Source organism: Cupriavidus metallidurans CH34, assembly GCF_000196015.1.
Lineage (GTDB): Bacteria > Pseudomonadota > Gammaproteobacteria > Burkholderiales > Burkholderiaceae > Cupriavidus > Cupriavidus metallidurans.
On record NC_007974.2, the window covers coordinates 555,471 to 575,851 of the forward strand.

Here is a 20,381-nt window from a genome sequence, read left to right on the forward strand (position 1 = left end):
GATCAGATCAGACCGTTTTCATAGGCATAGCGGATAAGGTCCGTATTGGTTTGGACGCTCAGCTTGCGCATGGCAACGGTTTTCTGACTGGAGATCGTGCTCACCGACCGCCCGAGCTTGTTGGCGATCTCGGTGAGCTGGAAGCCCTGCGCATAGAGCCGCACGACATCGAGCTCACGCAATGTCAGATCCGTGGCGGGGGCGGCTGTGGCCGCCGCGGTGGCGCTGTCCAGCACCGCCCGAATCGACGGCGAATAGAAGTGGCCGTTGCTGACGGTGACATGGATACAGGCGCGCACGATTTCGTCGAGTTCGTCTTCTTTGCTGACGAACGCACGCGCGCCGAGCTTCATCGCGCGGCTGACCACACCAGGATTCGTCTGGGCGCTGACCACCACGATACGCGTGTCCGGATGGCGTCTGTGCAGTTTGCGCAACAGATTGAATCCGTCCAGCGACGTATCGCCATGCCCCATGCTGAAGTCGGTGACGGCAACGTCGACCGGATTCTGCGTCAAGGCGTCGACCAGTTCACTGCCGTTGGTGCATTCACATGTCACCTGGAAGCCCGGAGTACGCTGCAAGCAATCTCGCAAAGCGACAACGACGAGCGGATGATCATCCGCCAGCGCCACCCGAATGGTTTTCGCAATCATGCATCAATGTCCTTTCGCAGCCAGGCAACGCATTCTGGCGAACGCGCTGCGTGAGAGGGTTTAGCTATCTGAAAATTAGGGAATGCACTCTATATCGTATCGGCACGAGATAGTCGCACCTGTTTAGTCGAAATTGTTTGTGATCAACTTGTGGTGTAACTGTCCGATAGCGAATGTCGCTATGAAATCTCAACTGCACGACTATCGTCGCAGTTGAGTTGGATATGGGAAGGTCATGCGAGGCGTTCAGGCAAGAGTCGTAAGGCGAAGATTCTCGCAATTAACTAATCAAACGAAAATCGTACTTCGACTGATTTTGATGGTTTCGATGCAAATAAATCGAAGGCCGGTAAAACGATAGGTTGAAAAATCGAAGATCTAGCTTGAAAGTTTGCGCGATGCGGAGATCTGACGGTCAAGCGCGGCGGACAAGTCTCCATACTGAGGGAGAAGCGTTGTGGCGCTGGTGATGAAGCTGTGACACAGTTGCGATTGAGATGGGGTGGTCGCTTTGAGCATGACCGCCGCAGGGTGGGAGAAAGCACCGTGGCGGGCGAGCCATGCCGGGACCTTGTCGCCGTCGCGCAAGCGCAGAAGCATCAGAAGCTCGACGGGAATGGCCTGCTCGACGGGGTGATCGAAGTCGAACAGCGAGTGGTCGGTGTCGAGCCGGCATTGGTTGACGTGCCTGTCGGCCAGTTCACGAGCCAGCGGCGCGAATGCGATATCGCTATCCTGCCAGTGATTGACGATCTTTGAGAGCACGGCGTCACCCTTCTGGAACGTGACTTGCGGCACACCGACCCCAAGCGCTTGACCCGCGACACCGATGATCAAGCCGGTCATGCCACTGACCGGGTGCAGGGAAGCCAGCTCGCTGTTGGTGCCGAACCAGGCTTGCAGTGCGAAGGCGGCAAGTTCGCGCCACTCCAGCGCTAGCAGCATCGCTACCTGCAGGGCCATATCGCGTTCGTAAGCCTGACGGCTGTGCGGACCACTCCATTTTTCTTTGTGGAGCGCCAGCGCATGTGTGCCGGCGATGGACTCGATGACGCCGAGCTGCAGGGAGGTCACGTTGGGAGGCGAGCACGCTTCGTCGCCGCTCAGGTCGATCGCGCGCCATTGCCGCAGCCGCCCGAGCCAGAACATCGCGCGGGCGGCTCGTGGCAGCGGCATGGCATTTGGCGCGACGAGGAAAGCTGAGAGTGTGTTCTGATACATCCCGTTGAGCGCTTCCGCCTGGGCCCGTGCCGTTTGCAGGATGGTTTGTCGCTGTTGTTCCGTCTCCCGTAACGTGCTGGATTTCGTCTGCATTGTGTGTCTCGCCCGTGATGAATGAGTGGATGAGCAAAAACACTACGGGCTGGGGAGTGTCGGGTCCATCGCTGTTCCTTGAAATGTGCGATATACACCGTCACGCTACGAACGTCGGCTGCGTCACAATACATTCGATATGGCCATGGTCTTTTGTCGCGCGCCACTTGCCGTTGGTTTTGGTGGCATTCTCTAAGCCGCGCGTGGCAGCTTGTATTCGTTGCATCGCGCCGTACAACCCCCGCATGGAGGTGTGCCATGGCAATGCGTCAATTCGCCGAGTTTCCCGCCAACGAACGCCAGGATCTCGAAGCCTTGTTCCGGCAGGTTGGTCTTGCAGCCCAGGAGTTCGAAGTTTTCGATGTAAACGGAACGTCCGCCCGTCAGGTGACGGTGCGGCGGCAGCGTACCGGCGCGGAAAGCGTCTACGAGGCCGGCCCGGGGTCGGCGTGGATCGAGGAATTCGAGAGCGATCTGGAATGCGGCCTGTTCGGGCAGGTATCTACACAGTAATACGCAAACGCGCAGGCATTTACGTGGTCATGTGGCGGTCGGGCTCGCCTTCGGTCGTCAGTGGCGTCCTCGCTCGCCACCGCGGCCGATGATCGACGCTCCGGCGATCAGTTCCGTGAGGAGTGCCAGCGATGCCGCACCGGGCATGCGGCAGGGGTCGAGTTCGCCTTGCGCGGAGTACTTGAGCAGCGTCGCGGCATTGATCCGGCCCGCGTTGACGCGTCCCATCGACCAGCCGGCGAAGGCCCGCTCGGCGATCTCTTCGTAGCTCAGCAGCACGACGTGGTGGTGGCGATCATCGCGGCCGATATTCAGGAAAAGCCGAGAGACGGCTTCCCGATCACCTTCCAGTGCCTGGAGGAAGACGGTGTTGCTGTGGCACAGCACGCCGGTGATGCCGTGACGTAGGTTCTGTTCCAGGCTGGTGTCGAGGATGGCGTCCAGCACATCGGCGTCAAGCGGTTGTCTGGCGCGGCTGGCGTAGAGCAGGCGGACTAGCATCGGTGTTCCCTCCGGGCAGCGAGTCAGCGGCGATTGAGATTCAGCAGGGTGAGAAATTCACGGCGCAGCTTGTCGTCCTTGAGGAACGAGCCGCGCATGACGCTGTTGGTCATCTTGGCGTCGGTATCGCGCACGCCACGCCAGTGCATGCAGAAGTGCTCGGCTTCCATGACGATTGCCAGGCCGTCTGGATTCATCTTCTCCTGCAGCAGATCGGCGACCTGTGCCACGGCTTCTTCCTGGATCTGCGGCCGGCACATGATCCATTCCGCCAGTCGCGCATACTTGGACAGGCCGATCAGATTGGAGTGGCGGTTCGGCATCACCCCCACCCACAAGCTGCCGATGATCGGGCACAGGTGATGAGAGCAGGCGCTGCGCACGCGGATGGGCCCGACGATCATCAGCTCGTTGAGCTGTTCCACGTTCGGAAACTCGGTCACATCCGGCGCCTTCGCGTAGCGTCCCGCGAAGATCTCCTTGAGATACATCTTGGCTACGCGGCGAGCGGTCTCGCGTGTGTTGTGATCCTGGTCGACGTCGATCACCAGCGTGCGTAATACGTCTTCCATGCGGGCTTCGACCTCGGCCTGCAGGGCTTCGAGTTCACCGTGCTCGATATGGCGAGAGATATTGTCGTTGGCGTGGAAGCGCTCGCCGGCAGCCTCGATGCGCGCCCGAATCCGGTTGGATACGGGCGAGGCGGTGGGCGTGTGCTCGGGGCGATCGGACTGATCCTTGTGTGACATGTGTGGCCGCAGGGAGTTGGGCGTCGGCGCACGCGGTGCGCGGTGCTTCACTATATGGCAGTTGGCATTGCACCACAACCTGCAACAGCCCGCTGCTGGGCATGGCCTCAGCGCAGTACCGCCAGGGCCGGGAGTAGTGCCAGCGGCATGACGAGCGCACCGGTCTTCAGGAAGGTGCCGGCGCCGACCATATGACCTTCACGGCGCAGGGCGGTCAGCCAGAGCAGGGTGGCCAGCGAGCCGGTAATGGACAGGTTCGGGCCCAGGTCCACACCGATCAGCACGGCAGCCGTGACGGTATCAGAGGCGTGGCCTGCCGCCAGCGCCGAGGCTGCGAACAGTCCGGCCGGCAGGTTGTTGACGATGTTGCTCGTGATGCCGACGAGCACGCCCGCCACACCGGCGCCAAGCACGGCCTCCGGCCCTTGCAGCCCGGATAGCATCCGCACCCAATGTGCAAGCTGAGCGGTCAAGCCGGTCTGGGCCAGGCCGGCAACCAGGACGAACAGTCCGGCCACCAACGGCAATACGCCCCAGGACACCTCCTTGAGCGCCGGCACAAGCAGTCGCGGCTGGGTGGCGCAGACGACAGCCAGGGTCAACAGACCACCGATGAACGTCGGCCAGCCGAGATCCTGCCCGTGCAGCGAGGCCGTCAACAGTGCCGCTCCGGTCAGCATGATGCCCAGCGTCGTCAGCCAGGCCTGGAGCGTCAGAGGGGGCGTCGGCACGTCGTTCTCAATCGGCTCGGCCAGTGCATCGCGTTGCGTCCAGTACAGGACGATGAACGTCATGGCGATGGCCACCACCGACGGCAGCGTGAAGCGTGCCAGCCAACTGGTCAGAGGTGGCATGCGGTCACCGAACAGCACGAGGTTGGCCGGATTAGAGATCGGCAGGAGAAAGCTCGCCGCATTGGCGATGAACGCGCAGGCGTAGAGATAGGGTAACGGGTGCTTGACCCGTGCCGCGCGTGTCGCGGCGATGACCGCGGGGGTGAGGACGACTGCCGTGGCATCGTTCGACATGAACGCTGTCACCGCAATGCCGAAGCCATAGACCAGCGCAAATAGCTTGCGCGCCGACCCCCGCGCGGCGCGCACGGCCAGCGCGGCCACATGATCGAACAGACCTGTCTTGCGGGCGAGTTCCGAGATCAGGATCATCCCGGCCAGGAACAGATAGACGTCGTTGCCGCGTGCCACGGCTTGCAGGGCGTCGCGCCATGGCAGCAGTCCTGCCACGCATAGCACCAGCGCGCCAGCCATTGCCCAGAACGGCTCGGGCAGGCGAAAGGGCCGGAACAGCACGCCCGCCGTGGATAGTGCCGCGACGCTCCAGATCAGCGGTGTCGCGTAGGCGGGCATGTCGGCCGTGGTCACAGGCCGGTAGCGGCAGGACGTTGGGACGATACCTGCGGCGATACCTCAAGCGCTGCAGGGGTCGGCGCCGCGGCTGTCGGTGCGCCGGGAGGGCTGCCCTCGGCAGGTACGTCCGGCGTGACAGTCGGTGGCGGGAATCCAATCGATGCAATTCCGTGGGATCCGTCCGCGTTCTCCGCGTAGGCCCAGTCGTCATTAAGGCGGGCAAGCTGCGGTGGCGTCGGGAAGCTGGCTTCTGGCGCGCCGGCCAGGCGTCCTTCCATGTAGGCAGCCCAGATGGGCAGCGCGGTGGTCGCGCCGAACTCGTGCCGGCCCAGGCTGCGATTGTCATCGAAGCCCATCCACGTCACGGTTACCACATCACCCGCGTAGCCGGCGAACCAGCCGTCTACCGAATCGTTGGTGGTGCCGGTCTTGCCGGCCACATCGTCCCGGCGCAGATAGCGTTTCACGCCGGTACCGGTGCCCTCGTCCACCACGCTTTGCAGCAGGCTGTTCATCACGAACGCATTGCGCTCGGAGATCACACGCGTCACCTCCGCTGCGTTCTGCGCGGCAAACAGCACGTTTCCGTCGCCATCCGTGATCTTGTCTATCAGGTAGGGTTCGATGCGGTGGCCCTGGTTGGCGAACACGCCATAGGCGGCAGCCAGTCGCAGCGGCGACGTGGTGCCCGTGCCCAGCGCAAGCGGCAGATACGGCGGCAGCCGCTTGGTGGAGAAGCCGAACTTGCCCGCGAAGTCGATTGCGTAGGGGATGCCAATGGCGCGCAGCGTGCGGATAGCCGGCAGGTTGCGCGATTCCGCCAGCGCCTGACGTACCGTGATCGGGCCGACGAAGCGATTGTCATCATTCGACGGCTGCCAGCGCGGGTCGTCGAGCGGCGCGTCGTTGATCAGCGTGCCGGGCGAAATGCCGCGCTCCAGCGCGGCCGAATAGATGAACGGCTTGAACGTGGATCCCGGCTGGCGCTGTGCCTGCGTGGCGTGGTTGAACCGGCTCGTATCGAAACTGGCGCCACCCACCATGGCTTCAATCGCGCCGGTGCTCGCATCGAGCGAGACCAGCGCCGCCTGGGGCAGCGCGACCTGTGCCTTCGCCGAGCCGTGCCGCTTGCCGTAACTGGCCAGTCCGGCCTGCACGGCGTCGTACGCCAATGTCTGGCGCACCGACGACACCGTGGTGTAGACATTGATGCCGCGCGTATAGGCTTCGTCGCCGAAGCGGTCGAACGCCAGTTGCCGTGCCAGTTCGGCCACGTACTCCGCGTGCCCGCTGAAGCTGCCGTTGGCGTCGCGGCTCACTACGAGTTGCGCGCCGCGCGCCTCGCGATACTGGTCCTGCGTGATCATGCCCAGCGCCAGCATCCGGCCGAGCACATACTCCTGGCGACGTTTGGCGCGCGGGTAGTTCACCTGCGGATTCATCGTCGAGGGTGCCTTGGGCAGCCCCGCCAGCATTGCGGTCTCCGCCAGAGAGAGCGACGCCAGCGGCTTGCCGAAGTACGTCTGCGCGGCGCTGCCGAAGCCGTAGGCGTGCTCGCCCAGGTAGACCTGGTTCATGTAGAGCTCAAGGACGCGGTCCTTGGGCAGCGTGCGGTCGATCTGCCATGCCAGCAGGACTTCGTACCATTTGCGGGCGAGCGTCTTTTCGCGGGACAGGTAGAAGTTGCGCGCCACCTGCATCGTGATGGTGGATGCGCCCTGCGCGTAGCCCTCGCCGAGGTCTGCCAGCGCCGCGCGGACCAGGCCGGGGATGTCCACGCCGGCATGGTTGTAGAACTGGTCGTCCTCGGCCGCGAGTAGTGCCTCGGTCATCAGCTTCGGCATTCTCTCGATCGGGATGAACTCTCGATGCTCGGCGCCAAACTCGCCAATGAGAACATCGTCGCTGGTGAACACGCGCAGCGGTACCTGGGGACGATAGTCGCGCAATGCGTCGACCGAGGGAAGTTGCCGCAGGCTGACTACCGCGGCAAAGCCGACGAGCAGGACGCCGGCGGCTCCCAGCGCCGCGACGACGCCGGCAGCCTTGACTGCAATCTTTTTCATGGCGCGCATTCTACCGTGCTGCGGGGAGCGGCAAAGGCACACCGGATTCGGTATGGTCGGAGGGAGGATGCTGTTGGGTGCGGTCTGGCGGCTGATGCGGCACTTCCCGCGCGAATTCGCACAGCGCGTGCCATGTCTCCCAACGTTCGATGATCGTGTAGTGATCGACCCCGGAGATCATCTGCAGCGCGACCGGGCCGGGCCAGGCCGCCATCAGCCGTTCAGAGCATTCGTGGGGCACAACGTCGTCGCTCTCGGCCAGAAGGACCTTGGTGCTCTGGACCACCTTCTTGCAATGCGAGATCGAATCGAAGTGATGCCGCATCAACTGACGCAGGGGCACCAGCGGAAAACGCTTTCGCACGATCTCGAGCAGGGAATCGTACGGCGTGATCAGTTGCAGGCTTTCGAAATCCTGCAGGTCAGCAAGCTGGATTGCCACGCCGGTGCCGAGCGAACGGCCCACCACATGCACCCGCACGCCGGGGAAGGCCCGGCGAAGATGCAGCAGGAACTGGCTGGCATCGGCAACGGCAGCCGCCTCGGAGGGCATCCCGTCCGAGTGACCGATTCCGCGATAGTCGAATGTCGCGAAGCCCATTCCGTGCGGCAGCCACTTCACGAACTGAAGCGTTTCCAGCACATCCTCGCCCCGTCCCGGCAGATAGAACAACAGGTCGCCCACGCCCTCGTGGTCGGCGTGGTAGCAGTAGCCGCGAAACTGGCCGCCGGGCACGGCATGAGAGTAGCCGACGATGCCATCCGGCAGATCGCGCGGCGGGCGCCGGCGTGCATCGAAGAGCAGCCGTTCCTGGTTGATGGTCAGGTAGGTCCAGTAGCAGACGAAGCCTCCGGCGGTCACGAGCGTGGCGGCCAGCGTTCTGCGCAGGAGTGAAAACATGGGGGCGAAGGGTTGGTCACGGGCGAACGATCTTGCCCAGCCTAACCGAAAAATGGGTAATGCGGCGTTGGACTGGGCCGGGTGCCCGCGAGTTCTTGTACGATATGCCGCATATCGAATCCAGGCCCAGGAGGGCTGTTGCGCATGAACGACGAACAGAAGCGCGCCGAAGAAGCGCAAGCCATGGAGCGTGTGGTCAATGCCACGCGCCAGGTCCAGGTGGCGTTTACCGCCCTGCTGAGCCAGTATCCCCCGCAGGGCGCCGGCAAGCCGTCGAAGCTTGCGCTGCAAACCTTCGACGCAGCCCTGCAGGGTCTTGAAGACGCTCAGGCCGCCTTCGACGAGATCCTCAACGACCTGCTCGACGGCAACCGCTGACGCGCCTCATTCCAGCGTGAATCGCGCCTCGCGCACCGAAGCCGAATCCAGGCCGATCTGAAGATTGAAATCGCCCGGTTCGGCCACGTACTCAAGGCGCGCGTTATAGAACTTGAGCGTGTCCTCGGTGACGGGGAATTCGATCGCGCGCGATTCGCCGGGCGCGAGCAACACCTTGCGGAATCCCTTGAGTTCCTTGACGGGGCGCACGACCGATGCGGTCACGTCCTGCACGTAGAACTGCACTACCGTTTCCCCTGCGTACTTGCCGGTGTTCTTCACGGTCACGCTGGCGTTGATCGTCCCGTTGCGGGCCAGTTTCGGGCTCGACAGCCGGATTTCGGACACGCTGAACGTGGTGTAGCTCAGGCCGTAGCCGAACGGGTAGAGCGGGCCGGATTCTTCCTCGAAGTACTGCGATGTGTAGTTGGCTGGCTTGCCTGGCGTGAACGGCCGGCCAATGCGCAGGTGGTTGTAATAGGTCGGAATCTGGCCGATCGAGCGCGGGAACGAGACCGGCAGCTTGCCCGACGGATTCTCGTCTCCGAATAGCACGTCCGCGATCGCGTGACCGCCTTCGGTACCGGCGTACCAGGTCTCGAGCATCGCGTCAGCGTTGTCCTTCTCCCAATTGACTGTCAGGGGGCGGCCGTTCATCAGTACCACCACCAGCGGCTTGCCGGTGGTCTTCAGTGCCTTGAGCAGTGCCTCCTGGCTGCCCGGCAGTGACAGGCTCGTGCGGCTCGAGGCCTCATGGGACATGCCGCGCGACTCGCCCACGGCCACGACGATCGCGTCGGCATCGCGTGCCGTGCGTACCGCCTCGTCGATCATCTCTCCCGGCGAGCGCTTGTCCTGCACCACCTCGGGGCTGTCCCAGTTCAGGAAGTTCAGATAGCCGACCACGCGGGCGTCGTCGGTCACGTTGGCGCCGCGCGCGTAAATCACCTCGCCCTTGCCGGCCAGCGCGTCGCGCATACCCTGCAGCAGCGAGACCGATTGACGAGGCTTGCCCGCAGCGGACCAACTACCCAGGATGTCGATCTGCGCGTCGGTCAGCGGGCCGATCACGGCTACCTTGCCTGACTTGCGCAGCGGCAGCGTCTGGTTGCGGTTTTCCAGCAGCACGATGGACTTGCGGGCAGCCTCGCGTGCTTCGGCGCGGTGCAGGCGGCTCTCCGCGTCGACATCGGCCGGGTCCTGCGCCGCGACGCCGATACGGCGGAACGGGTCGGCGAACAGGCCCATGTCGTACTTCGCGCCAAGCACCTCACGCACGGCATCGTCGATCAGCGCTACCGGCACGGCACCCGATTTCACGAGGGTCGGCAGTTGTTCCAGATAGCGCGTGTCCGCCATGCTGATGTCCACGCCAGCTTCGATGGCCAGCTTAGCCGCCTCGCGGCCGTTGCTGGCCACGCCGTGGCGCAGCAGTTCGTCGATCGCGCCGTGGTCGCTGACGGTGACGCCCTTGAAGCCCCATTCCTTGCGCAGCAGGTCATGCAGCAGCCATCTGTTGGACGTGGCGGGTTGGCCGTTGATCGAATTCAGCGCGATCATCACGCCGCCGGCACCCGCGTCCAGACCGGCGCGGTAGGGCGGCAGGTAGTCCTGGTACATGCGCTGCAGGCTCATGTCCACGGTGTTGTAGTCACGCCCACCCTCTACCGCGCCGTACAGCGCGAAATGCTTGACGAAGGCCATCAGGCTGTCGGCATTGGCCGGGGACGCGCCCTGGAAGCCCTTGACGCTTGCGCGCGCGCATTGCGATACCAGATACGGGTCCTCGCCGAATCCTTCCGAGGTGCGGCCCCAGCGCGGATCGCGCGAGATGTCGACCATCGGCGCGAACGTGGCGTCGATGCCATCTGCTGCGGCTTCCACGGCTGAAATCCGCGCGGTCTTTTCCACCAGACCCATGTCCCAGCTCGACGCCAGGCCAAGGCTGATCGGGAACACGGTGCGATGGCCGTGGACCACGTCGTAGGCGAAGAACATCGGAATCTTCAGCCGGCTCTGCATGACTGCCGCATCCTGCAGCGGACGGTTTTCCGCTTGCGTGATGGAGTTGAACGTGCCGCCCACGCGGCCTGCCGCAATCTCTTTGATGAGCTGCGGCTGCGGCATCTCGGGCCCGATGCTGATCAGGCGGAGCTGGCCGATCTTCTCGTCGAGCGTCATCCGGCCGATCAGATCGGCGATGAGCGCCTGCTTGTCGGACTTGCCGGTGGCTTGGATGTCCGCCGCGTAGGCTGACGATACGGAAGTTGGCGCAATCAAGGGCGCGCAGGCAAGGCCAGCCGCGAGGGCCAGCGTGGAAAGCATTCGCATGTTGCTTTTGTCTCTGATGGGCGGATTGCAGTAGCCTCGTCCGGCAATGATGCGGCACGGAGGATGAGCCGGCTGTCGCCATGTGTCTGACAGGCTAGTCAGGCGAAATGGGTTATTTTTGTGAACTGCGCCGCAAGTCTACAGCCTTATACGCCATACACTGGCAATCTTGTGGCCTTTGATCGATGTCTGTACCTGGAGGGTTTTGTGGTTCTTGCCGTCTTTGCCGCGTCTTTGCGTAACAGGATGAAACTTCTCTTGCCGGGGCTTGCGTTTGCCGGGTGCCTTGTCGGCGTGTCGCCGGCCGCCCATGCCTTTTCGCTCGACGACGTGACCGCGCGTGCCAAGAAACTGGCGGAGCAGCCCTATGCGGCGCCAGTCAGCAACCTGCCGCCGGTGTTCGCCCAGATGCAGTTCGCCGATTACATCAAGATCCAGCCTAAGCTGGATCATCTGGCCTGGAACGATCAGGGCACACCATTCCGCCTGGGCTTCTATCACCAGGGCATGCAATTCAGCTCGCCGGTCCGCATCAGCGAAATCGCCGGCGGCAAGGTCCAGGAGATTCGCTACGACGCAAGCCGCTTCGACTTCGGCGATCTGAAGTTGGACCGCGCGGCGACGAACAAGCTGGGCTATGCCGGCTTCCGCGTGCTGTATCCGGTCAACCGGCCCGACAAGCTCGATGAAGTCATGAGCGTGCTTGGCGCCAGCTATTTCCGAGTGATCGGCAAGGGGCAGGTTTATGGCCTGTCGAGCCGTGGCCTGGCCATCAATACGGGTCTGTCCGAGCCCGAGGAATTCCCGGCTTTCCGCGAGTTCTGGATCGAGCGGCCGAACCCGCAAGACAAGCGCGTCGTGTTCTATGCGCTGCTCGATTCGAAGAGCGCCACGGGCGCCTATCGCTTCGAACTGCATCCGGCCGAGGACGCGACGCTCAAGGTGCAGGCACGCGTCTTCATGCGTGGCCCGGTGACGAAGGTTGGCATCGCCCCGCTGACCAGCATGTTCCTGTTCGGCCCGAACCAGCAGCGTGACGCCAACAATTTCCGCCCGGCGTTGCACGATTCGAATGGCTTGGCCATCCATACTGGCGACGGGGAATGGCTGTGGCGTCCGCTGAACAACCCGAAGCACGTGGCGCTGAGCACGTTCGCAGTCAACAACCCGCGCGGCTTTGGCCTGTTGCAGCGCGGGCGGGAGTTCTCTGCCTATGAAGACCTGAAGGACCGCTACGATCTGCGCCCGAGCGCGTGGATCGAGCCGCAGGGTGACTGGGGCAAGGGCAAGGTCGAACTGGTGGAGATTCCCACGCCCGACGAGACCAACGATAACATTGTCGCGTTCTGGACGCCGGACCAGTTGCCGCCAAAGGGGCAGCCGATTCGCGCCGACTACACGATGCACTGGACCATGGACGAGCGCGCGATCTTCGCGAAGGACCTTGCATGGGTCAAGCAGACGATGCGGACCGCGGGCGAGATCACGCAGGCCAACCTGATTCGCCATCTCGACGGCAGTCTTGGATTCGTGATCGACTTCGAAGGCCCGGTGCTGGCGAATCTGCCGCCGAACACGCAGGTGCAGCCGTCGTTCAGCGTCAGCGACAACGCGGAGGTGATCGAGAACGTGATCCAGCCGAATCCCGTGACCAAGGGCTATCGTGTGACGCTGCGCATCAAGGTCAAGGACCCGAAGAAGGTGGTGGAAATGCGCGAGGCGCTGGTATCGAACGGCAAGGTGCTTAGCGAGACCTGGAGCTACCAGATTCCGCCCGACACGGTGAATCAGGTGGTGTCGGGGCAGACGGTGCGCTAGACGTACCCGGTGTCAGCGGCGGCCCATCTGTGCCCGCAATGGTTTGAGCAGATGGGCCAGGCCGTTGTGGTCAAGCTCATGCATCAGTGCCAGCAGACGGCCGATTTCCCCCGGAGGAAAGCCCTCCCGGGCGAACCAGTTCAGGTAGTTGCCCGGCAGGTCGGCGATCAGTGTGCCCTTGTGCTTGCCGAAGGGCATTTCGCGTGTCACGAGCAGGAGTAGGGATTCGCTGTCCGGCAACATGATGGCGATCTCCGGGAATGGTCGAGCGCGCATTGTAGCGCCGGCAGCGGCCTGCCAGCCTTGCCAGGCCGCTCTACCTGTCTCCCGTGGCCCAGTCGATCGCAGCATCGAATAGCTTGATACCCGCGCCGGACAGGTTCGTGAACGTATCGTTGCCGAGGAAGAACATCACGCGACGGGCGGGCGCGAGCGACTCGTAGTCCATCGTTGCCCCTTTCTCGTAGGTGAAGATCACCGCCTTCTCGGGTTGCCCGTAGAGCGTGGCGATGATGCTGGCACCGAGTCCGGGCTTGCCCCAATTCATCGCCGCCTGTTTCCGATACACGTTCGTGGCGCCAGCCGGCAGCCCTGCCGCGACCGGATGCGGGGCGTTGACCAGCCACACGAAGCGCTCGCGCCGGGATTCGCCGTAGTCGGTGTCCAGACGCTTGCCTGTCATGGCCAGATCGTCCAGCAAGTCGTTCTCCCAGGTCAGCAGCGGCACCGCCAATTCGCGCCAGCCCGCGCTGACCTGCTTGGCGGAGATCGTTGACGACAGGATCACGAGGCGGACGTCACCTGCGTTCGATGCCGGGGTGTCCTGGTTCAGCATCCTGACGGTGAATCCGCGTCCTTCCAGGCGGATACGGATATTCTGGTCGACGTCGGCATTCGGCCCATTGGATTGCATGACAAGCGCGATGGTGCCGCGCGAAGCGGTGGTCGCAAGGGTGTTGGACGTCATGCCGCAGGTGGCGAGCATGACGCCGATTGTCAGCGCGCGGCGGAGCAGGGAAACTGGCATCGTGAATCCTTAGAACTCGAAAGTGGTCAGCAACGTGACCTGACGTGGGTTGCCAACGGCGACCGCATACTGGTTGACCGCCGACGGGTAGTACACGCGGTTGAACAGGTTCTTGACGTTGAGCTGCATACGCATCTTTTGTCCGCTGACCCGCGTTTCGTAGGTGGCGAAGGCATCGAACACCGTATAGGCTGGCAGCCAGAAACTGTTGGCCGAATCGCCGGGACGATTGCCGACGTAGTGCGCGCCACCGCCGAGCCGGAGGCGGTCACCCCCGAATATCTCGCCGAAGTCGTAGACCGCCGACAACGCGGCCGTGTGCTGTGCAACGTTCCAGAGCCGGTTGCCGGCGTACTTGGGGTCTTCAGTGGTCTTGGCGTCGATATAGGCGTAGCTCGCGATCACGTTCCAGCGCAGGCCGATCTGGCCAGTTACGTCGAGTTCCACGCCGCTCGATCGTGCGCGCCCCGATGTGCGCCAGTCGGTCAGTCCGGTGGTCGGGTTGAACTGCGAGACGAGCACGTTGCGCTTGTCGATGTTGAACAGCGCCAGCGTGCCGCTCACCCCGCTGGCCAGATCGACCTTGCCACCGAGTTCCCAGGATTGGGCCTGTTCCGGGGCGATCGACGCGTCGATCACCGCGCCGCCGCTGAGCGGTGCGATCGTCGAATTCGGCTTCAGCGATTGGGTATAGCTACCGTAGAGGGAAAGCGCCGGCGTCCATTTGTAGACGATGCCGGCGCGCGGCAGCCACTTCTGGTCCGAGATATTCGTGTTCGTGACGAACGGTCGGCCGCGTCCGGCTACCTGGCTGTAGCTCAGGTAGCGTGCGCCGCCGACCAGGATCCATTTGTCCGTCAGGTACAGGCTGTCCTGGAAGAACAGCGACGTGGCGTGCAGGGTGTCGGTCTGGTCGCTGTCGCTCGCTGAGATCGTGGTTGATGGAACCTCGCGGCCATAGACCGGGTTCCAGAAATTGAATGGTGCGGTGGCCTTCTGGCGCAACATGTTCTGTCGATAGATACGACGGTATTCGCTGTCCATGCCCATCTGCAGTTCGTTGCGCAAGCCGGCGACGCGGAAATTGCCGCTGACGTACGCCACGCCGTAGCTGTCGGTGCTCAACGCGCCGTCCGTGCCATCGTTGCGGCGAGTGACGGCGCCGGTGACGGGGTTAATCCTGGTATTGCGCAACTGTCCGGCGTCATAGCCTTCGCGGTTGTAGCTATAGGCGAAATGGGCCCGCCAGTCCGTATGGAACTGATGGTCGACGGTCAGTTGCGCGAGGTGCGATTCGCCATGCATTTCATTGAGCGGATCGTCGATGCGCCGGCGGCTTGGAATCGGTAGTGGTTCCATCGTGCGCGGATCAAGTGCCGTGCCGCGATCGAATGGATAGAGAAACTTGCGGTACTCGTACGACAGATTGACCTGGGTATCCTGGCCATACCAGGCTATCGAAGGTGCGATCAACGTCTCGCGGTGCTCGCCGAAATTGCGCCAGTACGATTCGTCGACGTAGTCGGCCACCAGCCGGTAGGCCAGTCCGGTGGTGCCAATGCCGCCCGTGGTGTCGATCGTGCCGCCTGCGCCGTTCTTGCCGTGCCCGTAGGTCGTGCCCAACAGCGAAAGCGAGGTGGAACGCTGCAGCGACGGGCGTTTGCTGACGATGTTGATCACGCCGCCTGGATCCATGATGCCGTAGAGCAGTGACGCAGGTCCCTTGAGTACCTCGACGCTATCGGCATTAGCGTTGAGACTGCGGCCTTGTACCAGCGGCATGCCATTACGCATGATGGAGCCGTCGCGGTTGTTGCCAAAGCCGCGTTTCATGATGGCGTCCATCGTGCCGGCCAGCGTGTTGCCCTGTGTGATGCCACTGATGTTGTTGACGGCGTCGTCGAGATTGCGTGGTCGTTGGTCGGCCATGACCTGCGCCGGCACGACATTGACGGCCTGCGGGGTATCCATCAACGGTACGTCCGACCGAAGCACCGATGTGGTGGGTGGCGCGCGATAGTTCTCGGCATCGGCACTGACCGTGACGGGCGGCAGCGCGGCCACGTGGCCATCGGTGGCAGGCTGGCCCTCGGCATGGGTGACTTTGCGTGCCAGCACGTAGCTGCCGTTGGCCTGTGCTGATGCGGCGAGGCCGGTGCCTTGCAGGATCGTATCGAGTCCGTCGTGCACACTGTACTGGCCTCGGAGGCCCGGACTCTGGTGGTTGGCGGCCTGTTCGGGCGTGAATGCCAGCAGGATGCCGGCTTCGCGGCCAAAGCGGTTCAGCGTGGCCTGCAACGGCCCAGCAGGAATGTCATAGGTGCGAAGCGGTGACATGGTCTGTGCGGTCGTGCCCTGCGCGATGACATCGATCGCCGATAGGGCGCCGGCGCCGTACAGGGCGGCCAGCAGGATCGTGTTTTTCAGAACAGCGGTGGAGCGGCGGCGCGGCAGCGCCAGGATTCGGGATGGCATGGATTCGACTGCGGGAGAGGCGTGAAAGTAGGTCTCATCTCCTATGTCACGCGAGAATCCAGAACAGACCACTCCTTGGCGGAAAAAAACGAAACGTCAGGCGGGAAGGACCGTTGTCCAGTAGCGCGTCAGGAAATGGATGCGCACGGGGAGGGCGGTGCGAAGGGCATCGAGGATGCGATCGGTATCGGCTACTGGAAAGGTGCCGGACACGCGCAGATCGGCCACGTCCGGGGCGCAGCGCAGCCGCCCGGGTCGGTAACGGTCGACCTCGGCGAGGAAATCCGCCAGGCGCATGTCCGTGGCGACGATCATGCCGTCGGTCCAGGCGGTATCGCTCTCGGGCAGCGGCGTGGGCGCACCGACGCTCGCCGGGGTGAACCGTGCCTGCTTGCCCGCGGCGATGATGCGTCCGCCAGTAGGGTCCGCCTGTGGCTGAACCGCGACGGCGCCTTCGGTGACGGCGATCCAGCCGGCGTCACCCGATACGCGCACCGCGAACCGGGTGCCCATTGGGCGTAGCGTGGCCGAGGCGGTTGCGACGATGAATGGGCGCGCTGGCCAGTGTCGATCCGGGGCTGTCTGGACATGGATCTCGCCGCGTCGCAGGACAACACGCCGCTCGGTGGCCGTGAAGGCGATATCGATGGCGGTATCGGAATTGAGTCTGATCTGCGTGCCGTCCGCGAGCGACAGAAGACGTTGCTCACCCACGGCCGTACTTACATCGGCCAGCCAGTCCTGCAATGGCGCGTGATCTCGCGCAGCCCATGCTGCCGCGCCGCCGGTGAAGGCAACCACCAGCGCCTGGACGGCCCGGCGGCGACTCGCGGAGCGCGGCGTAGTCAGCGCCGCGTGCGCGACGGCCGTGGTCAGTGGCGACGCGACGTCGCGCAGCCGCGCATTCACTGCCTCGATCCGCGCCCAGGCGCGCGCGTGGTCGGGATGCTGAGAGAGCCAATGGCGCCACGCGGCGTGGGATGCCCCATCCGTTTCACCGCCTTGCAGCGTTACCAACCATTCCACTGCGGCGAGTGCCACGTGCGGTGGTATCCCCAGATCTTGCGCGCTCATGCGAGGGACATCGCGAAATAGCACTTTGTGCCGGCGCGAACCAGATAGCGCTTGACCGTCGTCACCGAGATTCGCAAGGCGGAAGCAATTTCGGCCTGGCTCTGGCCTTCGAGCTGCGCCATCAGGAACGCGCGCTTGACCACCACAGGCAATCCGTCGAGCCGTTCAGCGATGTCGTTGAGGGTTTCCAGCAGGATCGCGCGTTCTTCCTCGGAAGGAGCCAGTGCGGCCGGCCGGCTGGCGAGGGCTTCCAGATACGCCTGCTCGAGCTTCTCGCGTCGCCACTGGTTGGCCAGCACCCGTTGGGCGACGGTCGTCAGGAACGCGCGGGGTTCGGCGATCGCCAGGGCTTCCTCACGCGCCAGCAGACGCATGAAGGTGTCATGTGCGAGATCGGCTGAGCGGTGCCAGCAGCCGATCTTCCGATGCAGCCAGCCGAGCAGCCAGCGATGGTGGCAGCTGTAGAGCGCTTGGATATCGTGATGTGGGCCAGCGTCGGCGGCCATCGTCCATTCCTTGTCGCCCGATGGGCCGGCGGAGGTTAGATTGCTTGTAAATGAGAATCGTTATTGTATGGATTGCCGCGAAGTCATGCAATGCTCGGAGTGGTGTAGCTACCACGCCGAGCGCCTGGTTGCGCCTGGGGGCACAGCAGGTGAATCGAAAGAGATGATTAAGGCGCTCGCGGGTGCTGTCAAGGCCGGTGCTTCAGGGTGACGGGATGGCGTGCCATCGTGCGGCAATCATTCCTGTCCGTAACGGCCGGGCGCGGCGTTGAGAAACACGTCGATGGGCTCGGGCGGTGCCCACAGGTATCCCTGGCCGATATCGCACCCGAGTGCGTGAAGCGCCGCGCACTGCGCAGGCGTTTCCACGCCTTCGGCTACGCACTCCATGCTGAGATCCTTGGCCAGCCGGATGATGCTGCGGCAAATCGTGGCGCGCTGGTTTCCGGCCAGCATCTGGCTGACAAACGACTTGTCCACCTTCATCTGCGTGAATGGAAGGTCCGCCAGCAGTTTCAGCGTGGCAATGCCGATACCGAAGTCGTCGATGGCAATGCGGTAGCCGAGCAGCCGCAGGCGGTTGAGCGCAATGCCGAGCGCGAAAGGATCCCGGACGGTGGTTTCCTCGGTCAATTCGAGTGTCAGCCGTGCGCGCGGCACGCCGCTTGCGGCGACCACGCTTTCGAGCCGCTCCACGAGGCCAGGTCGGCAGAGCGTCTGCGCCGACGCATTGACACTGATTGGCACGGCAACGCCGGCCTTGGCCAGAAGAATCAGAGCCGCAAGGCACCGGTCGATCGCGGTGAGGAAGATCACATCGGCGGCGTCCAGCGCTTCGAGCCGGGGGATGAAGAGCGTGGGCGGTATCAGGCCCAGTCTCGGATGCTGCCAGCGGCAAAGCGCTTCCGCACCAGCAAGGCGACCGGTCGCAATGTGAAACTGTGGCTGGAGCATGAAGACGAGCGCGTCCGGGTGGCTGGTCAGATCACGCAACTCGTCGTCGGTTGGCCCGTTGTGGTTCGCAATGTTCAGCACGCTCTTGCTGGTTGCGACCTCTTCCAGGATGGCCTGAAGCGTTATCAAATTCAGCGGCTTGGCCAGCGCGTACACGCGCGGGAAAATGTGCTCGCTGGCGAAGGCGCGATGCGAATCGAGGATGTCTGGTGCCAGACTGCTGGTCCATGCCCAAGTCGGCGGTGTGCCAAAGAACGCGTGCTCGCGATCGCGGGTCAGCCGCGCCATCAGTTCCGGTCCGTTGCAGTTGGGCATATCAATGTCGCAGAGGACCAGGTCGAACGCCTGTTCGCGCAATGCCTGTTCCGCCTCGCGCCCGTCTGCCGCCGCATGGGTATTCATGGCACCCAGACGGTGGAGCAAGTGGCCCGCTACCGCACGCTGGAACGGATGGTCTTCGACGATCAGGACTCGCAGGGCTTCGAATTGGGCGGGCATGGGGCTTTCTGCGATGGCAGGTGGAGAGCGAAGTACTTGAATTCTACGGAGCTTTATGAGAAAGGACAGGCCATATTGGTAGGGGCAACGCCATTCGATCCGAGGTTTCTCGGCGAAGATGCAGAGGTTTCTCCACGGCACTCGGGGGTGATTTGTCCATGCTTGAGCGGAGATGAAAGCAAAGGGATGCGCAGGATGAAAACAATAGGACTGATTGGCGGCATGAGCTGGGAGTCGTCGGCCGAGTACTACCGGCTGATCAACCAGGGGATGAAGGCCCGCCTGGGCGGACACAGGAATGCCCGTAGCGTCATGGTCACTGTCTGCTTCGAAGAGGTCAAAACGTTACAGCACGCGGAGCGATGGGAGGACTTGGGAAACCAGATGCAGCAGGCGGCACGCCAGGTCGAAGCCGGCGGCGCCGATTTTGTCGTGCTTTGCACGAACACAATGCACAAGCTGGCCCCCGCTATTGAAGCGGTGCTCGACGTGCCCTTCCTGCATATCGTCGACCCGACCGCGGACGCGCTGCGCCGTGCCGGTATCGAACGGGTCGGCCTGCTCGGCACGCGATTTACCATGGAGCAGGATTTTTACCGCGCCCGAATGGAACAGCGCCATGGTATCCAGGTTGTGATACCGGATCAGGATGACCGTACGCTTGTGCACGACGTCATCTACGACGAGCTTTGTCACGGCGTCGTGCGGAGTGAATCGCGCGCAGTCTATCAGCGCATCATTGAATCGCTGAAAGCCGGTGGTGCGCAGGGCGTGATTCTCGGCTGCACGGAAATCACGTTGCTGATCAAGCCCGAGGATTCGGCATTGCCGACATTCGATACCACCGAGCTACATGCCATGGCAGCGGTGGCGCTTGCAGCCGGGGAGGTGGCCAGGTGGCCTGAGGCGCTTCTGCCCGGATAGATGCGACGCTCCAAGATGGACTTGTCACCCGGATTCGAACGTTCTCTATGTTGTTGCGTCAGGGGGCGTTTTATTCTCGGGCCTGTCCGCGCCGAATGGCGTGGACATCGCTGGTTCGAGGAGTGACTCCCCGGAGCCATGTTTCCCTTGCCTCAAGTTGTCCTGCGACTTGAGGCATTTTTTTGCCCTGAGCGCCGCAAGGCAGGGCGGCTTGTATCGCTTGTGCGTGATGCTTGCCGCTTGCGGCTATCAGTCCAATATTCGGACAACTGCGATGGAGGGGGCCGGGTCCTTGTGGCACTCTGTGCAGCCTTAACGTATGCGGATGT

18 protein-coding genes are annotated in these 20,381 nt (G+C 63.2%); 4 read left to right on the plus strand and 14 right to left on the minus strand.

Annotation, left to right across the window (positions count from 1 at the left end):
• Positions 1–2: 2 nt before the first annotated feature.
• Entirely contained in the window at positions 3–656 is a 654-nt protein-coding gene (locus RMET_RS20640; protein ID WP_011518494.1) for a response regulator transcription factor, read from the minus strand.
• 378 nt (positions 657–1,034) lie between these two features.
• The gene (locus RMET_RS20645) at positions 1,035–1,970 is read right to left on the minus strand and encodes a hypothetical protein (protein ID WP_011518495.1); all 936 of its coding nucleotides are present in this window, start codon (positions 1,968–1,970) and stop codon (positions 1,035–1,037) included.
• Positions 1,971–2,228: 258 nt separating this feature from the next.
• Here RMET_RS20645 and RMET_RS20650 point away from each other — a divergent pair, with 258 nt between their 5' ends.
• Entirely contained in the window at positions 2,229–2,483 is a 255-nt protein-coding gene (locus RMET_RS20650; RefSeq protein ID WP_008643850.1) for a hypothetical protein, read from the plus strand.
• 57 nt (positions 2,484–2,540) lie between these two features.
• Here RMET_RS20650 and RMET_RS20655 read toward each other — a convergent pair whose 3' ends face one another.
• From RMET_RS20655 to RMET_RS20675, 5 genes are all read right to left on the minus strand, one after another.
• Entirely contained in the window at positions 2,541–2,984 is a 444-nt protein-coding gene (locus RMET_RS20655) for a BLUF domain-containing protein (RefSeq protein WP_011518497.1), read from the minus strand.
• A 23-nt stretch (positions 2,985–3,007) separates the two neighbouring features.
• Positions 3,008–3,733 (minus strand): GTP cyclohydrolase I, encoded by a 726-nt coding sequence (folE, locus tag RMET_RS20660; RefSeq protein ID WP_011518498.1) that lies wholly within the window; start codon positions 3,731–3,733, stop codon positions 3,008–3,010.
• Positions 3,734–3,840: 107 nt separating this feature from the next.
• Positions 3,841–5,100: an arsenic transporter gene (locus RMET_RS20665; protein WP_011518499.1), complete on the minus strand. Its 1,260-nt coding sequence runs from the start codon at positions 5,098–5,100 to the stop codon at positions 3,841–3,843.
• Between the two features lie 11 nt (positions 5,101–5,111).
• The gene (locus RMET_RS20670) at positions 5,112–7,175 is read right to left on the minus strand and encodes a penicillin-binding protein 1A (protein WP_011518500.1); all 2,064 of its coding nucleotides are present in this window, start codon (positions 7,173–7,175) and stop codon (positions 5,112–5,114) included.
• A 1-nt stretch (position 7,176) separates the two neighbouring features.
• The gene (locus RMET_RS20675) at positions 7,177–8,067 is read right to left on the minus strand and encodes an alpha/beta hydrolase (RefSeq protein WP_011518501.1); all 891 of its coding nucleotides are present in this window, start codon (positions 8,065–8,067) and stop codon (positions 7,177–7,179) included.
• A gap of 144 nt (positions 8,068–8,211) precedes the next feature.
• Between RMET_RS20675 and RMET_RS20680 the strand changes: the two genes are divergently transcribed.
• Positions 8,212–8,445, plus strand: coding sequence for a hypothetical protein (locus RMET_RS20680; RefSeq protein WP_011518502.1), 234 nt, complete (start codon positions 8,212–8,214; stop codon positions 8,443–8,445).
• Positions 8,446–8,451: 6 nt separating this feature from the next.
• On the opposite strand, the gene bglX is transcribed toward RMET_RS20680, so the two are convergent.
• Positions 8,452–10,776 carry a beta-glucosidase BglX gene (gene bglX, locus RMET_RS20685; RefSeq protein WP_011518503.1) on the minus strand — a complete coding sequence of 775 codons (2,325 nt, stop codon included), beginning with the start codon at positions 10,774–10,776 and terminating at the stop codon, positions 8,452–8,454.
• A gap of 246 nt (positions 10,777–11,022) precedes the next feature.
• Here bglX and RMET_RS20690 point away from each other — a divergent pair, with 246 nt between their 5' ends.
• A complete protein-coding gene (locus tag RMET_RS20690; RefSeq protein ID WP_196776422.1) occupies positions 11,023–12,594 on the plus strand; it encodes a glucan biosynthesis protein G in 1,572 nt (523 codons plus the stop codon).
• A gap of 12 nt (positions 12,595–12,606) precedes the next feature.
• Here RMET_RS20690 and RMET_RS20695 read toward each other — a convergent pair whose 3' ends face one another.
• The 6 genes from RMET_RS20695 to RMET_RS20720 form a co-directional block, all read right to left on the minus strand.
• On the minus strand, positions 12,607–12,837 hold the full coding sequence (locus RMET_RS20695) for a DUF3820 family protein (protein WP_008643829.1): 231 nt from the start codon (positions 12,835–12,837) through the stop codon (positions 12,607–12,609).
• Between the two features lie 73 nt (positions 12,838–12,910).
• On the minus strand, positions 12,911–13,621 hold the full coding sequence (locus RMET_RS20700) for a hypothetical protein (RefSeq protein ID WP_011518505.1): 711 nt from the start codon (positions 13,619–13,621) through the stop codon (positions 12,911–12,913).
• 9 nt (positions 13,622–13,630) lie between these two features.
• Positions 13,631–16,096, minus strand: coding sequence for a TonB-dependent siderophore receptor (locus RMET_RS20705; protein WP_011518506.1), 2,466 nt, complete (start codon positions 16,094–16,096; stop codon positions 13,631–13,633).
• Positions 16,097–16,192: 96 nt separating this feature from the next.
• A complete protein-coding gene (locus tag RMET_RS20710; protein ID WP_029310137.1) occupies positions 16,193–17,170 on the minus strand; it encodes a FecR domain-containing protein in 978 nt (325 codons plus the stop codon).
• The gene (locus RMET_RS20715) at positions 17,167–17,676 is read right to left on the minus strand and encodes a sigma-70 family RNA polymerase sigma factor (RefSeq protein ID WP_011518508.1); all 510 of its coding nucleotides are present in this window, start codon (positions 17,674–17,676) and stop codon (positions 17,167–17,169) included. The genes RMET_RS20710 and RMET_RS20715 overlap by 4 nt, the downstream gene beginning before the upstream one ends.
• 237 nt (positions 17,677–17,913) lie before the next feature.
• Positions 17,914–19,128 carry an EAL domain-containing response regulator gene (locus RMET_RS20720; RefSeq protein WP_011518510.1) on the minus strand — a complete coding sequence of 405 codons (1,215 nt, stop codon included), beginning with the start codon at positions 19,126–19,128 and terminating at the stop codon, positions 17,914–17,916.
• A gap of 195 nt (positions 19,129–19,323) precedes the next feature.
• On the opposite strand from RMET_RS20720, the gene RMET_RS20725 reads away from it, so the two are divergent.
• Complete coding sequence (locus RMET_RS20725) at positions 19,324–20,052, plus strand: aspartate/glutamate racemase family protein (RefSeq protein WP_011518511.1); 729 nt, start codon at positions 19,324–19,326, stop codon at positions 20,050–20,052.
• Positions 20,053–20,381 lie beyond the last annotated feature (329 nt).

Coding starts and splice junctions, on each gene's coding strand:
- RMET_RS20715 (WP_011518508.1), bottom strand. CDS start 17,676: ATGGCCGCCGACGCTGGCCCACATCACGATATCCAAGCGCTCTACAGC.
- RMET_RS20720 (WP_011518510.1), bottom strand. CDS start 19,128: ATGCCCGCCCAATTCGAAGCCCTGCGAGTCCTGATCGTCGAAGACCAT.
- RMET_RS20665 (WP_011518499.1), bottom strand. CDS start 5,100: ATGCCCGCCTACGCGACACCGCTGATCTGGAGCGTCGCGGCACTATCC.
- RMET_RS20725 (WP_011518511.1), top strand. CDS start 19,324: ATGAAAACAATAGGACTGATTGGCGGCATGAGCTGGGAGTCGTCGGCC.
- RMET_RS20695 (WP_008643829.1), bottom strand. CDS start 12,837: ATGTTGCCGGACAGCGAATCCCTACTCCTGCTCGTGACACGCGAAATG.
- RMET_RS20690 (WP_196776422.1), top strand. CDS start 11,023: ATGAAACTTCTCTTGCCGGGGCTTGCGTTTGCCGGGTGCCTTGTCGGC.
- RMET_RS20700 (WP_011518505.1), bottom strand. CDS start 13,621: ATGCCAGTTTCCCTGCTCCGCCGCGCGCTGACAATCGGCGTCATGCTC.
- RMET_RS20705 (WP_011518506.1), bottom strand. CDS start 16,096: ATGCCATCCCGAATCCTGGCGCTGCCGCGCCGCCGCTCCACCGCTGTT.
- RMET_RS20675 (WP_011518501.1), bottom strand. CDS start 8,067: ATGTTTTCACTCCTGCGCAGAACGCTGGCCGCCACGCTCGTGACCGCC.
- folE (WP_011518498.1), bottom strand. CDS start 3,733: ATGTCACACAAGGATCAGTCCGATCGCCCCGAGCACACGCCCACCGCC.
- RMET_RS20650 (WP_008643850.1), top strand. CDS start 2,229: ATGGCAATGCGTCAATTCGCCGAGTTTCCCGCCAACGAACGCCAGGAT.
- bglX (WP_011518503.1), bottom strand. CDS start 10,776: ATGCGAATGCTTTCCACGCTGGCCCTCGCGGCTGGCCTTGCCTGCGCG.
- RMET_RS20680 (WP_011518502.1), top strand. CDS start 8,212: ATGAACGACGAACAGAAGCGCGCCGAAGAAGCGCAAGCCATGGAGCGT.
- RMET_RS20645 (WP_011518495.1), bottom strand. CDS start 1,970: ATGCAGACGAAATCCAGCACGTTACGGGAGACGGAACAACAGCGACAA.
- RMET_RS20670 (WP_011518500.1), bottom strand. CDS start 7,175: ATGCGCGCCATGAAAAAGATTGCAGTCAAGGCTGCCGGCGTCGTCGCG.
- RMET_RS20710 (WP_029310137.1), bottom strand. CDS start 17,170: ATGAGCGCGCAAGATCTGGGGATACCACCGCACGTGGCACTCGCCGCA.
- RMET_RS20655 (WP_011518497.1), bottom strand. CDS start 2,984: ATGCTAGTCCGCCTGCTCTACGCCAGCCGCGCCAGACAACCGCTTGAC.
- RMET_RS20640 (WP_011518494.1), bottom strand. CDS start 656: ATGATTGCGAAAACCATTCGGGTGGCGCTGGCGGATGATCATCCGCTC.